This window comes from Streptomonospora litoralis (assembly GCF_004323735.1).
Lineage (GTDB): Bacteria > Actinomycetota > Actinomycetes > Streptosporangiales > Streptosporangiaceae > Streptomonospora > Streptomonospora litoralis.
Genome location: NZ_CP036455.1, coordinates 5,629,330 through 5,642,514, shown reverse-complemented (window position 1 = coordinate 5,642,514; position 13,185 = coordinate 5,629,330). Strand labels below are relative to the sequence as shown.

At 71.6% G+C, this 13,185-nt stretch carries 13 protein-coding genes; 5 read left to right on the top strand and 8 right to left on the bottom strand.

The genetic code is table 11. The features are described 5' to 3' along the window. The first annotated feature begins 112 nt into the window (after positions 1-112). A complete protein-coding gene (locus EKD16_RS24070; protein WP_131101681.1) occupies positions 113-415 on the top strand; it encodes a hypothetical protein in 303 nt (100 codons plus the stop codon). Between the two features lie 108 nt (positions 416-523). On the opposite strand, the gene EKD16_RS24065 is transcribed toward EKD16_RS24070, so the two are convergent. Next, positions 524-757, bottom strand: coding sequence for a hypothetical protein (locus tag EKD16_RS24065; RefSeq protein ID WP_131101679.1), 234 nt, complete (start codon positions 755-757; stop codon positions 524-526). Between the two features lie 266 nt (positions 758-1,023). On the opposite strand from EKD16_RS24065, the gene EKD16_RS24060 reads away from it, so the two are divergent. Next, positions 1,024-1,950 carry an AEC family transporter gene (locus EKD16_RS24060; protein WP_131101677.1) on the top strand — a complete coding sequence of 309 codons (927 nt, stop codon included), beginning with the start codon at positions 1,024-1,026 and terminating at the stop codon, positions 1,948-1,950. Here EKD16_RS24060 and EKD16_RS25565 read toward each other — a convergent pair. The 6 genes from EKD16_RS25565 to EKD16_RS24030 all read right to left on the bottom strand — a co-directional run bounded on the left by EKD16_RS25565 (position 1,935) and on the right by EKD16_RS24030 (position 8,561). Continuing rightward, entirely contained in the window at positions 1,935-2,396 is a 462-nt protein-coding gene (locus EKD16_RS25565; RefSeq protein WP_165498654.1) for a hypothetical protein, read from the bottom strand. The two genes, EKD16_RS24060 and EKD16_RS25565, sit on opposite strands and share 16 nt — an antisense overlap. A gap of 149 nt (positions 2,397-2,545) precedes the next feature. Continuing rightward, on the bottom strand, positions 2,546-3,562 hold the full coding sequence (locus tag EKD16_RS24050) for a formylglycine-generating enzyme family protein (protein WP_131101675.1): 1,017 nt from the start codon (positions 3,560-3,562) through the stop codon (positions 2,546-2,548). Between the two features lie 341 nt (positions 3,563-3,903). Beyond that, the gene (locus tag EKD16_RS24045; RefSeq protein ID WP_242677150.1) at positions 3,904-5,367 is read right to left on the bottom strand and encodes an endo-1,4-beta-xylanase; all 1,464 of its coding nucleotides are present in this window, start codon (positions 5,365-5,367) and stop codon (positions 3,904-3,906) included. A 1,466-nt stretch (positions 5,368-6,833) separates the two neighbouring features. Further along, positions 6,834-7,151 (bottom strand): transcriptional regulator, encoded by a 318-nt coding sequence (locus tag EKD16_RS24040; protein WP_131101673.1) that lies wholly within the window; start codon positions 7,149-7,151, stop codon positions 6,834-6,836. A gap of 229 nt (positions 7,152-7,380) precedes the next feature. Continuing rightward, a complete protein-coding gene (locus tag EKD16_RS24035; protein ID WP_131101671.1) occupies positions 7,381-7,782 on the bottom strand; it encodes a VOC family protein in 402 nt (133 codons plus the stop codon). 131 nt (positions 7,783-7,913) lie between these two features. Further along, positions 7,914-8,561, bottom strand: a complete 648-nt coding sequence (locus EKD16_RS24030) for a pyridoxine/pyridoxamine 5'-phosphate oxidase (protein WP_131101669.1) — start codon at positions 8,559-8,561, stop codon at positions 7,914-7,916. Positions 8,562-9,137: 576 nt separating this feature from the next. Here EKD16_RS24030 and EKD16_RS24025 point away from each other — a divergent pair. Beyond that, positions 9,138-9,740: a DUF1349 domain-containing protein gene (locus tag EKD16_RS24025; protein WP_131101667.1), complete on the top strand. Its 603-nt coding sequence runs from the start codon at positions 9,138-9,140 to the stop codon at positions 9,738-9,740. A 232-nt stretch (positions 9,741-9,972) separates the two neighbouring features. Then, positions 9,973-10,941 carry a TIGR03557 family F420-dependent LLM class oxidoreductase gene (locus EKD16_RS24020; RefSeq protein WP_131101665.1) on the top strand — a complete coding sequence of 323 codons (969 nt, stop codon included), beginning with the start codon at positions 9,973-9,975 and terminating at the stop codon, positions 10,939-10,941. Between the two features lie 28 nt (positions 10,942-10,969). Here EKD16_RS24020 and EKD16_RS24015 read toward each other — a convergent pair whose 3' ends face one another. Then, positions 10,970-11,692: a phosphatase PAP2 family protein gene (locus tag EKD16_RS24015; protein ID WP_242677149.1), complete on the bottom strand. Its 723-nt coding sequence runs from the start codon at positions 11,690-11,692 to the stop codon at positions 10,970-10,972. 684 nt (positions 11,693-12,376) lie between these two features. Between EKD16_RS24015 and EKD16_RS24010 the strand changes: the two genes are divergently transcribed. Beyond that, positions 12,377-13,054: a GntR family transcriptional regulator gene (locus EKD16_RS24010; protein WP_131101663.1), complete on the top strand. Its 678-nt coding sequence runs from the start codon at positions 12,377-12,379 to the stop codon at positions 13,052-13,054. Positions 13,055-13,185 lie beyond the last annotated feature (131 nt).

The following is a 13,185-nucleotide window of genomic DNA, read 5'->3' as shown; positions in this document are numbered from 1 at the left end:
CGGTTCGCCGGTTCCGCCGTTTGTGATCATCATCCGTTCGCGGTCCCGACCGCCCCGCGCCGTCCGCGGCGGCGGCTGGCGCCGGGCAGCGCGGGACGGCATCATCGGTGCCGTGAAGCAGATGCGATCCGACGGCGAAGGCGTCAGCGTCGGGTTCGCCGGCGGACCGCTCGACGGCAGGACCTACACGGTGGACGAGGCGCCGGAGGCCGTCGTGGTCGTCGAGCGGCACGCGGAGCCCGACACGCTGCCCGGCGAGGGCCCCGCCGACCGCGCCTTGCGGTTGAGCACCGCCGAACCGGGACTGCACCGCTACCGCCGCACGGGCGTCGCGCGCGGCGTGCGGATGTACGGCTACGGCGGCACCGTCGAGCGTGCCGACGCCGCGCTGCTGTTCGCGCCGCACACCCGGTGAGCAGTCGCGCGGCCGCCGACCGAGCGGTCTGCGCTCGGAGGGCGGCCGCGTGGTCACATCAGGGGCCGGGTGCGGCGCGCGGAGGCCGCACTTGCCGCACGTCGGCTGTCACCCGTTCTCGGCCTGCAGGCGCTGCAGCAGCATGCGCTTGCCCTGCTCCCCGGCCTTCTGGTTGTTCTCCTGGATGCGGCGCAACCAGGTGGCGACCTCCTGGTCGCCTTCGCGCTCGGCGTCCTCGATGAAGGTCTGCAGCCGGTACACATTCTCCAGCGACTGCTGCACGGCCCACACCAGGTTGTAGTTCTTGTCCTTGAGCGCACTGCTCGGCGTCGTCTCAGCCATCGTGCCTCCTCCACATCGGAGCGGAGTCGTTCGACTACGGGCCCGCTGCCCGCGACGCCGGGGAACATGTTCGAACAGACGCCCCGGCCGGGGGGACAGAGGGCGCGGTTGGCCGATCGAACCCTTTCACCCGGTTGCGGTGGCGGGTGCGCAGGGCCGGTGCGGCCGACGGCCGGTGTGAGCCACGCCGTGGCGGCGATCGGCGGCCGTGATTAGTGTCGACGCGATCTTCGCCGACACCTATGGGCAGCTTGGGGGGAAGCGCCGTGACCGGCGTCGTCATCGGGTTCGGCGTCATCGCCAGCATCGTCGCTCTCGGCTATGTGCTCGGCCGACTCGACCTTCTGGGCTCCAACGGCCGCCAGGTGCTGACCAACCTGGCCTTCTACGTGGCCACGCCGGCGCTGCTGTTCGAGATCCTGTCCGGCGCCGACCTGTCCGTGCTGGTGGACGCCCCGCTGCTGGTGAGCGCGCTCAGTATGGCGTTCGTCGGCGTGCTGTTCGCCGCAGTTGGAGCGCTGCGCCGCTGGGGCGTGGGCACCACCACGATGGGCGCCCTGTGCGCGACCTACGTCAACTCCGGCAACCTGGGCATCCCCGTGTCGGTCTACGTGCTGGGAGACGCGTCCCTGATCGCGCCGGTGCTGCTGTTCCAGCTGATCGTGCTGGGCCCGATCGGCCTGACGATCCTGGACCTGCGGGGGCGCGAGCCCGGCACGCGCAACGGGCCGCTGCGGATCCTGGCCGCGCCGCTGCGCAATCCGGTGGTGATCGGCTGTCTGGCGGGCGTCGCGGTCGCGGCGACCGGCTGGGCGGTGCCCGACCCGCTGATGCAGCCGTTCGAGCTGGTGGGATCGATGTCGGTGCCTGCGGTGCTGCTGGCCTTCGGTATCTCGCTGCACGGCAGCCCCGTGCCCGGCCGCGGCCCCGAGCGGGGCGCCGTCGTGCTGGCGGTCCTGCTGAAGTGCCTGGTGCAACCCGCCGTGGCCTGGGCGCTGGGCGCGTTCGTGTTCGGCCTGCAGGGCACCGGACTGTTCGCGGTCGTGGTGATCGCCGCGTTGCCCACGGCGCAGAACATGTACACCTACGCGGTGCTGTACCGCACCGCGCAGGAGATGACCCGTGAGACGGTGCTGCTGACGACGTTTCTGACACTGCCGGTGCTGGTGGCGATCGCCTACCTGCTGGGCTGATCGGGCCCGGCTCCGGTCGCGGGCCCTGGCGGCGGCTGACCTTCGGCGGCCGCGCTCGGCGCGGGCGTGTTGTCGGCGCACCAGTCGCGCATCGCGGGCGCGGCCGCTTCGCTGTCGCCGAGGTGTTCCTCGGCGATCGCGTGCAATCCGGGGTCGACGCCCTCTTCGAGGCTGCGCGTGTGGGCGTCGGTCTCCAGGGTGAACGCGGCGGCCGCCTCGGCCGGGGTGTCGCTGTCCTTGCGCACCTCCTCGGCCTTGGTCAGCGCCGCACAGACCTCTTGCGTGGCGGCCTGCTGCGCCTCGGGGGAGATCGACGCGGCCTGGGTCGGCGCCGTCGGCGATGGGGCGGCGGTCGGCGAGGGCGTGCCTGCCGCGCCTCCGCCGCAGGCGGCGGTCAGGGCGGCCAGGACGGCGGTTGTGCCGGCGATGACGGCGGCTCGGCGCATGGGGGTGCCTCTCTCCTGGGGGAATCGGGCGCGTGAGGGGCGACGCGGTCCCGTGGGCCCCCAGTCTGCTCCGCGCCGGCGGCCGAGCGCGACGGGTGGGCAAAATTTCCCGGGGGCGCCCGCCGGGTTGTGGCGGGCGCCCCCGGCGATCAGCCGCGGGCGACCGTGCGGAAGCCGCAGTTGCCGCTGCTGGAGTCGGGGGTGTTCCGGGTGCGGGCGGCCACGCGGTAGCGGTGGCAGTAGGAGTCGTGGCACAGGTAGGAGCCGCCGCGCATCACGCGTGGCGCATGCTCGTCGGCGCCGGGACCGCCCGGATCGCGGCGCGGCGAGCGGGCGTAGTAGCCCGGGTCGAACGCGTCGGCGCACCACTCCCACACGTTGCCGGCCGTCTCGAAGAGGCCGAAACCGTTGGGCGGATAGAAGCGCACCGGCGCCGTGCACAGCCAGCCGTCCTCGGCGGTGTTGTCGTGCGGGAACCGGCCCTGCCAGATGTTGCAGCGCCAGCGGCCGCCCGGCGCCAGGTCGTCGCCCCAGGCGAACCGGCGCCCGTCCAGGCCCCCGCGCGCCGCGTACTCCCATTCGGCCTCGGTGGGCAACCGCCGGTCGGCCCACGCGCAGTAGGCCTGCGCGTCGGCCCAGGAGACGTGCACGACCGGATGGTCGGTGAGGCCGTCCAGGCCGCTCAGCGGGCCGAACGGGTGGCGCCAATCCGCCCCGGCGACCTCCAGCCACCAGGGCGCGGAGGGAGGGGAGCCGAGCACGTCGGTGCGGCGCGCCCGCACTGCGAGGTGGAAGACGGCCGAGGAGCCGAAGCGCTCGGCGTCGGTGCGGTACCCGGTCGCGTCGGCGAACAGGGCGAAGGCGCGGTTGGTGACGGCGGTCGCGTCGATCCGCAGCGGGGACACCTCGACCTCGTGGACCGGGCGCTCGCCGTCGGCGGTGTAGCCCTCGCCGAAGGAGTCGCCCATGGCGAAGGCACCGCCGGGCAGGGCGACGTCGCTGTGCGGGAGAGCGCGGACCGACCGACCGCGCGCCACCGCGCCGCCGACCGCCTCCTGCTCCGCCCGACGACCCGGCCCCGCATCGGCCGCATCCGCCGCGCCGGCCCGCCGCGCCGCCGCGCAGCACGGCGCCGGACCCGCCGTCGTGCCCGTTTCGTCCGGCACGGTTCCCCCATCGCGACCTCGGGTTCTTCACCTCAGGGCCCTTAGACGCCCCGGTGTCCCGACCCATGAAACCAGCTGCCCGAGCGCCGCGATCCGTCCGGCTCGCTGCCGCCTGCGGAGGCGACTGCGCTGCGCTGTGCGGTCCCGGCACCGGACGGGACCGGTCCCCGGCCTTGCGGCGCCAGGACGCGAAACGGCCCCCACCGCGGTCGCGGCGGGGGCCGGGCCGGACTGGCCGGAATGGGGGATGCGGTCCGGCCGGTCCGGCGGTCACCCTCCCCGGCCGGTGCCTGTGGCGTCCGGCCGGGGCCCGGAGGCTCCGGGAAGGGTGGTTGCCGGAATCAGGAGACGCTGCAGGACTGTCCGTTGAGGGTGAAGGAGTCCGGCTCGGAGTTGGCGCCGCTGTGCGTGGCGTTGAACCCGACGCTCACCGAGCCGCCGGCCGGAACGGACGCGTTCCACGAGGCGTTGGACACGGTCACGGTGGATCCGGACTGCGACCACTCGGCGGACCATCCGTTGTTGACCTGCTGGCCGTCGGCGAAGTCGAACTGCAGGTCCCAGCCGTTCAGCGCGGAGCTGCCGTTGTTGGTGAAGGTCAGCTGGCCGGTGAACCCGCTGTTCCACTCGTTGGCCACGGAGTAGGAGACCGCGCAGGGACCCGAGGGGTCGGGCGGCGGATCGTCGTCCCCGTCATCGCCGTCGTCGCCGTCGTCGTTCTGCCCGCCCAGGGCCGCGTGGACGGCGTCGTAGGCCGGCTTGGGCTGGTAGTTGTCGTTGTAGAGCAGCGGAGCGCCCTCGCCCTCGAAGGTGTCGGGCACCCAGGAGTACTTGTCGACGATGCCCCACACGGTCACGCCGATGCAGCCGTCCACCGCCAGGCAGGCGTCCATCACCGCGCGGTAGTCCTGCGCCTGCTGCTGCAGTTCGCTGTCGCTGGCGGGCATCTGGATGCGGACGTCCAGCTCGGTGATCGCGACGTCGATGCCGAGGTCGGCGAAGCGCTGGATGTTCTGCTGCAGGCTGCTGGGCACCTGGCCGTTGATCAGGTGCGCCTGCAGGCCGATGCCGTCGATCGGGACGCCCTGGGCCAGCAGGTCCTGGATCAGGTTGTAGTACGCGTCGCTCTTGGCGTTGATCCCGTCGATGCTGTAGTCGTTCAGCCACAGCTCGGCGCTGGGGTCGGCCTCGGCGGCCATACGCAGCGCCTCGGCCACGAAGTCCGGGCCGATCGTCTCGTAGAAGACCGAGTTCCGCCAGGAACCGTCGCCCAGGAAGATCTCGTTGGCGACGTCCCAGTAGGCGATCTCACCGGCGTAGCGGCCGGCCACCTCGTCGATGTGGTTCTCCATGATCGAGAGCAGCTCGCTCTCGCTGAAGTTGCCGTTCTCCACCCAGGACGGCAGCTGGCTGTGCCACACCAGCGTGTGGCCGCGCACCTTCTGGTTGTTCGCCTGGGCGAAGTCCATGTACGCGTCGGCCTGGCTGAAGTCGAACTGGCCGCGGGACGGCTCGGTGACGGACCACTTCATGGAGTTCTCGGGCGTCGAGGCGTTGAACTCGGTGGCCGCCAGGTCGGCGAACTGGCTGTCGTTCTGCAGATGGTCGGCGCCCAGCGCCGCGCCGATCTCGAAACCCTGCTGAGCGGCGTGGTCACGGAGCGGAGAGTCGGCGGCGGCGGGGGCGGCCGGAGCCAGTACCGCCGCGCCGAGAAACGTCGCGAGCGCCGCACCGGTCAGCCGCCGGGCACGGCTCGCCCGGCTGCGGCGGGGGGTCTCGCGACTCCCGCGTATTGCGAGTCTCACTGCAGCACCTCCAGGTGCGCGATCCGGGGGATTGGAATCGTGGGAATCATGAAAACGGGAGCGCTCCCGCTCATGAGCGTGATGAACGTAACACCGTCTACGACAGCTCGTGAAGAACAAATTACGGACCTATCTGCACATGCTGCGGACGTGAGTCTCACACCAGGCATTTCATTCGCTGTCGGAGTGAAATTCGAAACTATCGGGACGAGGAGGCGGGATGAGGACTGTCCGAAACCAAGCGCAGTGACAGTCCCTTAACCGCGAACTGGCGGAGGGTGCGTGAGCGAACGCCATGCGGGAGTGATGTCGCGGATGCTGTTCCCCGATAGTTTCGAGCTAGATTTCGGGTTAAGGACACGAATGAAAGGGGCCTAAATGTGGGCCGTAACTCGTGCAACTTCATCACTGTGACGACCAGCCCGATGCGGCCCGACCCGTGCCGCGGCGGAACGTCGTCCGGCGCTAGGGCCGTATTTAAGAACGCCCGTCTGCGCGGCCTAATGGGAGTTGCCGGGTCTTGTCGGTCTGCCGGGCGGCGGGTGGTCTTACGGAAATGCGGCGGCGACGGTGGCGGATGGTTGGGCCTGCGCCCATCGGTTCGGTGGCTCGGCGGTGGCCCGTCCGGCGGGGCGGGTCGGGTCCGCTGCGCGGTCTTGTCGGTCTGCCGGGTGGCGGGTGGTCTTACGGAAATGCGGCGGCGACGGTGGCGGATGGTTGGGCCTGCGCCCATCGGTTCGGTGGCTCGGCGGTGGCCCGTCCGGCGGGGCGGGTCGGGTCCGCTGCGCGGTCTTGTCGGTCTGCCGGGCGGCGGGTGGTCTTCACCGGAAAGCCGCAGCGAGGGCGGCGGATGGCTGGGCCTGCGCCCATCGGTTCGGGTGCTCGGCGGTGGCGCGCGCGGCGGGGCGGCGACGGCGCCGGCGGGGCCGGGCCTGCGGTGATCGGGGTGTCGGCGTGCGGGCGCCCGCGACCGCGCCCCGCCGCGCTGCCTCCACCCTGTGCGGGCCCGGTAGGGGGCACGGCGACACCCAGCCGGCCCGCCGGCGCCGGTAGGTCCCCTATGCCGGTCCATCCGGCGATGATCGCGAACTTATGGCCGCGGAATACGCTTACCTGCGACTATAAGTTCGCGATAGACGGGTCAAGCCGCGCCGAGTCTACGGCGGCCGAACGCCGCCCCCGCCGGGCGCGCCACCGGCGAGCACCCGGCCCGTCGACCGCGGGCCGGACCCACCGCCGTCCTCGCCGCCCGTCGTTCCCCGGCAAACGACCCGCTGCCCGGCAGACCAACAAGGCCGCCCAGCGGACCCGAGCCGCCCCTCCGCCACGCGCCGCCACCGGCGAGCACCCTGCCCGTTGGGAGCGGGCGTCACCCCGCGGCCCGTTGAAAGCGGGCGTCACCCCGCGGTTTCACAGCAGACCGGCGTTCATGAACACGGCTTAGGAGTTGGCTTAGGGGCGTCCGCTCATCGTGGCGGCCGGGGGCCGCGCACCTGGGCGGTGAGGAGTTCCAGCGCGTCGACGTGGCGCATCAGTGCCGCGCTGCCTTCCCGGGTCAACCGGATCCAGGTGCGGCGGCGGTGGCGCCGGGTCATCTTGCACACCTCGGCGTAGCCCGCCGCCTGGAGCGCACTGACCTGTTTGGACAGCGCGGACTCGCTGCAGCCGACGCTTTCCCGTACCTGGGTGAACTCGACCCAGCCCGCACGGGCGAGGCGGACCAGGATCGCCAGCCGCGGCCGGACGTGGATGAAGTCGTCGAACAGGGTGTCGTTCGCCGGCATCTATTGGCCTCCCCTGGGCGTCGGATCCGCCTACCCGCCGCCGGGATGGGCGGGACCGACCCTGTCGCGCCGGATAGTGCGGCCCGGGCCGGGGCGAGGTGGGCTCGGTGCGGCCGGACGGTGCCCCGGCCTGCCCGGACTCCAGTCGAACACGCGCGTGGGTACCGGTGTCGGTGCCACGCCGGAACGGTCGGCGGGACCCGGCGGCCGCCGGGTCCCGCCGCCGTGGTCACCGATCGGCGGTCGCCGGCGGCTCCTCGGGCCGCCCGTCCTCACCCGGTTGGCCCCAAACCAGGCAGAACGGGTGCCCCGCGGGGTCGGTGTAGACACGGAAGTACGGGGCTTCGCCGATCTTGGCGGCGCCGAGCGCCAGCACCTTCGGCTCGGCCTCCTCGATGTCGCCGACGACGACGTCCAGGTGGATTTGCTGCGGATACGCGGGATCGGGCCAGCGGGGCGGGACGTGGTCCGGCGCGTGCTGGAAGCTCACCGCGGTACCGCCGGGTTCGCCGATGTCGATCCAATCGCCGTCGACGCGGGTGATCGGCAGTCCCAGCACCGCCGAGTAGAACTCCGCCAATGCTCTTGGGTCGGGGCAGTCGAGGACGACAGTGGACAGGCGACCGATCATCGTGCGCTCCTCGTCGAGTCGGCTTGGCGGCCTTGCGGGATCGCAGGCTCGGGGCCATCCTCTCCCGCCCCTGCGACATCGTGGCGCGGCTCGCCCGCAGCGCCGCCTGCCCGCACCACCGCCTTCGCACGTCAGGGCCGCAGCAGCACCCGCTCCCAATTCCCGTCGCCCACGGCGTTGTAGCGCAGCCGGATGTGGTTGCGGTCTTTGTCGCCCTGCCAGAACTCCACGTATGCGGGTGCGAGCGTGTAGAGCGTCCACTCCGGCGCGACGAGCGAGGGTTCCCGGGCGACCCGTTCGCGCGCCTCGACGAGCTCGCGCTCGTGCTGGGCCGGCGACTCCATCGGGCGGCTCTGCCCGCCGACCAGCGCCTCTGCGCGCGCCTCCGGCGAACGGGCGAGGAAGTCGGCTGCGTTAGTCTGCGGATCCTCGGGGGCCACCGTGCCGCTCACCCGGATCTGGCGGCCCACCCGCGGCCAGTAGCAGGCCAGGGCCGCATGCGGGTTCGCGTCGAGGTCGAGGCCCTTGGGGCTCGTCGAGCCCGACGCGAACGACCAACCGTGCGGCCCGACGTCCTTGAGGATCAGGAAGCGCGAGGCGACCCGCCCGGCCGCGTCGGCGGTGGCCAGGTTCACCACGTGCGGCTCGGGGACACCGGCCTCGACCGCGTGGTCCAACCACCGCACGAACAACTCGGCCGGATCGTCGGGCGCCGACGCGGGGTCGAAGCCGGGGAGTTCGGCGGCGAAAACGGGAATGGCGCGCAACCGATCGCGCATGGCACCGCCCACCGATGCGTTTCCGCCTGCCTCCGCCGATTCGCCGCCGGGATGACGCTGCACCTCGAACCGCCCTTCTGCGCCGGTCGCCGCCGCTTCCGCGGCATCGTCGAAATCGTCGAATCCTCGGCATACCCGCCGGCAAGGGGAGTCGTGCGCGGGCGCCCGGGCGAATCGCCGGAAGCCGCCGCCGGTGTCCGCCCGCCGAGGGAGCACTTCGGCCGAGGGTACGCGGCTGTGCGCAGAGCACGGCCGCGCCTGAAAACCTCGGGCGCGCCGAAGTGGGTGCTGCGCAGGAGCGCACTCGTCTACCTCTGGTCTCGCCGAACACGCGGGCGTGCCCGCCCTGCGACCGGCCGACCGGATGCGGACAGGTGGGAAACGGAGTTGTTTGGGAGCGCTCCCAAACAACACGCTAAATAGCAATTCGGCCAGAGTCAACAGTCTCTTGCCGTAATTGCTCCCGCTCAGTATCTTCCTGGCGAACCGGTGAATTCACCGATTGCGGACCGAGCCTGCCCCGTTCATTCCGCCGCCGCGGCACCTGCCCGCGGCCCTCCCGTCCCTGGAGGCCCCATGGCCGATTCCGTCTCGATCCCCGCGTTCCCCGTGTCCATGCACTGGACCAATCCGCCCGAGTTCTACGAGGTCGACGGCTACGACACGCTGGTTCTGCGCGCCGCAGGGGGTACGGACCTGTTCACCGACCCCGACGGCAGCGCGCGCTTCGACAACGCGCCGGCGCTCGTGGGCGGTCTCAACGGCGACTTCTCGGTCAGCGCGCTGGTGGACACCGATCTCGCCGCCACCTTCGACGCCGGCGTGCTGCTGCTGTACTCGGCCCCCGACACCTGGGCCAAGTTCTGCCTGGAGGCGTCGCCGCAGGGCCGCCCCACCATCGTCTCGGTGGTCAACCGCGGCGTCAGCGACGACTGCAACTCCTTCGCGGTCGACCCCGCCGGGGGCGTCCGACTGCGCATCAGCCGGCTCGGCTCCGCCTACGCCTTCCACGTCCGCCTCGGCGACGGCCCGTGGGACCTGGTGCGCTATTTCGCGCTCAGCGACGAGGCCGAGGTCGGCTTCCTCGCCCAGAGCCCCACCGGTACGGGCAGCACCGTCCGCTTCGCCGAGATCAGCTACTCCGCCGAGCGCCCCGCCGACGTGCGCGACGGCAGTTGAGCCCCTCCCCTCCGCCCGCCGAGCGCGCCGCGCGACCGTGCGCACCCCGCTTGCGCGTGGCACGGCCCACCCCGGACCCGTGCGGCGCATACCGCCTGATGAGCAGGGGTAGCGGCAGGCCGAACACGGACGTCACCGATCCGCGGGAGGGCGTCGGCGGCCGTGCGGGGCCGGTGGGCTGCGGGGGCGGCCGCCGGTGCGCGCCGCGCGCCCGGCCGGGGGTGGAGGAAGCATGCAGATCGGCTACAAGCTGTTCGCCGAGGGCTACTCGCCGCAGGAGATGGTGCGCCAAGCGGAGCGCGCCGAGGAGGTCGGCTTCGACTTCGTCGAGATCAGCGACCACTACCACCCGTGGCTGGAGAGCCACGGTCATTCCGGCTTCGCCTGGTCGATCCTGGCCGCGATCGCCGCACGTACCCGGAGCATCGGTCTGGCCACCGGCGTGACCTGCCCGTTCATCCGCTACCACCCCGCTCTGGTCGCCCAGGCCGCGGCGACTACGGCGCTGCTGTCCGACGGCCGGTTCGTGCTGGGTCTGGGCGCGGGCGAACAGCTCAACGAGCATGTGGTCGGCCGTCCGTGGCCGGGTGCCGTCGAGCGGCACGAGATGCTGCGGGAGTCGCTGGAGATCATCCGGCTGCTGTGGCAGGGCGGGTACCAGTCCTACGAGGGGCGCCACTTGCGGTTGGTCGACGCCCAAGTCTTCGACCTGCCTGAAACTCCGCCGCAGATCGCCGTGGCCATGGGCGGGGAGTCGGCGGCGCAGGTCGCCGCCGAGCTGGGCGACGCGGCCTTCGCGACCGAGCCCAGACCCGAGCTGGTGCGCGCCTACCGCCAGGCGGGCGGCACCGGTCCCCGCTACGCCGAAGTTCCGCTGGCGTGGGCGCCCGATGAGGAGACCGCGGTGAAGTCCGCGCACCGCATGTTCCGCTTCGGTGTCACCGGGTGGAAGGTGCAGGCCGAACTGCCCAACGTGGTGAACTTCGAGGCGGCGACGTCTTTCGTGCGCGAGGACGATATGCGCTCGGTGTTCGGCTGCGGCCCCGATCCGGAACGCCACGTCGCGGTCGCCCAGCAGTTCGCCGACGCCGGATTCGACCGCTTGGCGCTGGTCAACGCCGGCCCCGACCCCGACGGCTTCTTCGACTTCTACGCCAAGGAGCTGCGCGGGCGCTTGGGCGAGATCGCGCCCGCCGGATGACGCGGTCCCGGGCCCGCCGCAAGCGGCTTCAGCGCCGCTCGGCGGGCTCGCGGTCCTGGTCGCGGTCCTCGCCGTTCCACAGGTTCCGGCCGAACCAGGGCCACCAGTAGGCGGTGCGCCCCTCGGGAATCAACCGGTCCAGGCGGATGGTCAGCACCAGGGCGAGCCCGCCGGCGACCATTCCGGTCAGCAGGTCGGTGAACCAGTGGAAGTGCAGGTAGACCGAGACCACCGACTGCAGTACGGCGATGCCGACGATGCAGTAGCCCAGCCGGCGCACGATGTGCGGCCGCGCCGCCCGGTAGCGGACGATCAGAAACAGCACCAGCCCGTAGATCAGAATCGCGTTGGCGCCGTGCCCGGAGGGGAAGGAGACGCCGTCGGCGAAGAACGCCGGGTCCCCGGTACGCGGGTGGCTGCGCGCGATGATCAGCTTCATCGACGCCACCAGGCACATCATGCCGAGGACGCCCACCGCTCCCAGGATGATCGGCCGCCAGGAGCGGTGCCAGTAGGCGAGCTGCAGTGCGGTAACCCCTAGAACCGGCAGCGCCACGAACCGCGATGCGACCGTGTCGGGCCAGAGGATCATGGGCACACGGATCTGGTCCCACAACGGCCGAGGTGCGTTGTTGATCAGATTGTCGATAGGGTGGAGTGGACCGGCTGAGAGCACGGTCATGATGATCAGCGCGACGGCCATCATGATCGCCGACTTGTCGGAGGCCAGTCCCCACGCGATCTCGCTCACACTCGGCCAGGTGACCTGAGGTGTGCCGGGTCGGCGGCCCTTGGCGTCGTCGTCCGAGGTCCGGGGTACGGTGCCGAGCCACCGTCGGCTCCGCAGCAGGGGTATCGAGATCTCGGCTCGCAACGGCGGGTTCGACCGGATCCGCAAAGTATGCATCATGTGCTCAGTGCTGTCTCACGAATTGTGGGCTGGCCTGCGGCACGTTTGTGCGTTGGGGGGACGGGCTCGCCGCTCGGGTCTGGGTCGCTTGGGATCGGTTGGGCCGAATCGCCGGGAAGGCAGTGGTCAGAGCCTCCCCGAGAGGACCGGAGCCGCCGTCGGAGCCGACAGCGGAACGGGCAGCGCGGGGTCGCCCCGCCACCCGGTCGGCCGCGCCGCCGGGACGGTCCCTCACGCCACGCTACCCAGCTTTGATGGAACATTTCCGACAGCCGAGCATAGCGTCCCGTCACCCGACGTGGCACTCACACTCGCAGAGGGCGACGCCACAGCCTCGGGATTTGCCTGCTGGTCAGCACGGTATGCGGCAGTGTTCATCCACGCGCCGCCCGCAGGTGGGCCGTCGGTCGACCGACCGCCACCGCGCTCCGGCGCCGCGGCGGTCGTATGGCACTCTTCGTAGTGGACCCGCACATGTGAAATCGCGCAGTGCCCTGTCCAGGGCCCCGATCAGAAAGGCCGTCGATGGTCGACCTCCCGGAGTGGCCGGACGACCCCGCCCGCCTGGCCCGCAACCCGCTGCGGGAGCAGATCCGGCGCATGCTGGTCGAGGGCCTGCTGTCGGGTCGCTGGCAGCCGGGCGAGCGCATCGTCGAGCGCCGCGTGGCCACCGAGTTCAACGTCAGCCAGGCGCCCGTGCGCGAGGCGCTGCGCGAGCTGGAGACACTGCGGCTCATCGAGTCGGTGCCGAACAAGGGCGCCCGCGTACGGGACTTCGGCGTGGCCGACATGGCCGAGATCTACCCGGTGCGCGCGGGCCTGGAGCTGGTCGCCGCGGAGTTGGCCGCGCCCCGGCTGTCGGCCGATCCGCGCCCGCTGGAACGCGAGGTCGAGGCGCTGCGGCGCGCCACGGCCGCCGGCGACGTCGAGGAGCAGATCAAGCACAGCGTGGAGTTCCACCGGGAGATCGTGCGGGCGGCAGGCAACAGTGTCCTCTCCCACACTTGGGAGTCGCTGGGCGTGGAGGTCTGGACGCGGCTCTCCGTGCGCTGGCTGAACATGGAACTGCACGCCAAGGCCGCCGACCACGCCCAGATCACCGAGGCGTTCCGCGGCGCGGACCCCGATGTGGGGCGGATGGTGCGCGAGCACGTGCTGAACTACGTCGAGGCCGCGGTGCAGACGTCGGGCCGCACCGGCTGACCCGCCGGTCGCGACGTGCCTTTCGGCCGCGACCCGCCTGCCCGATTCGCCGCGGACCTGCCCTAAAGTCGTATTGATCGATCATCGATCAGTACGTAGAGTGTGCCACGGCACACATCACACGGTATGTG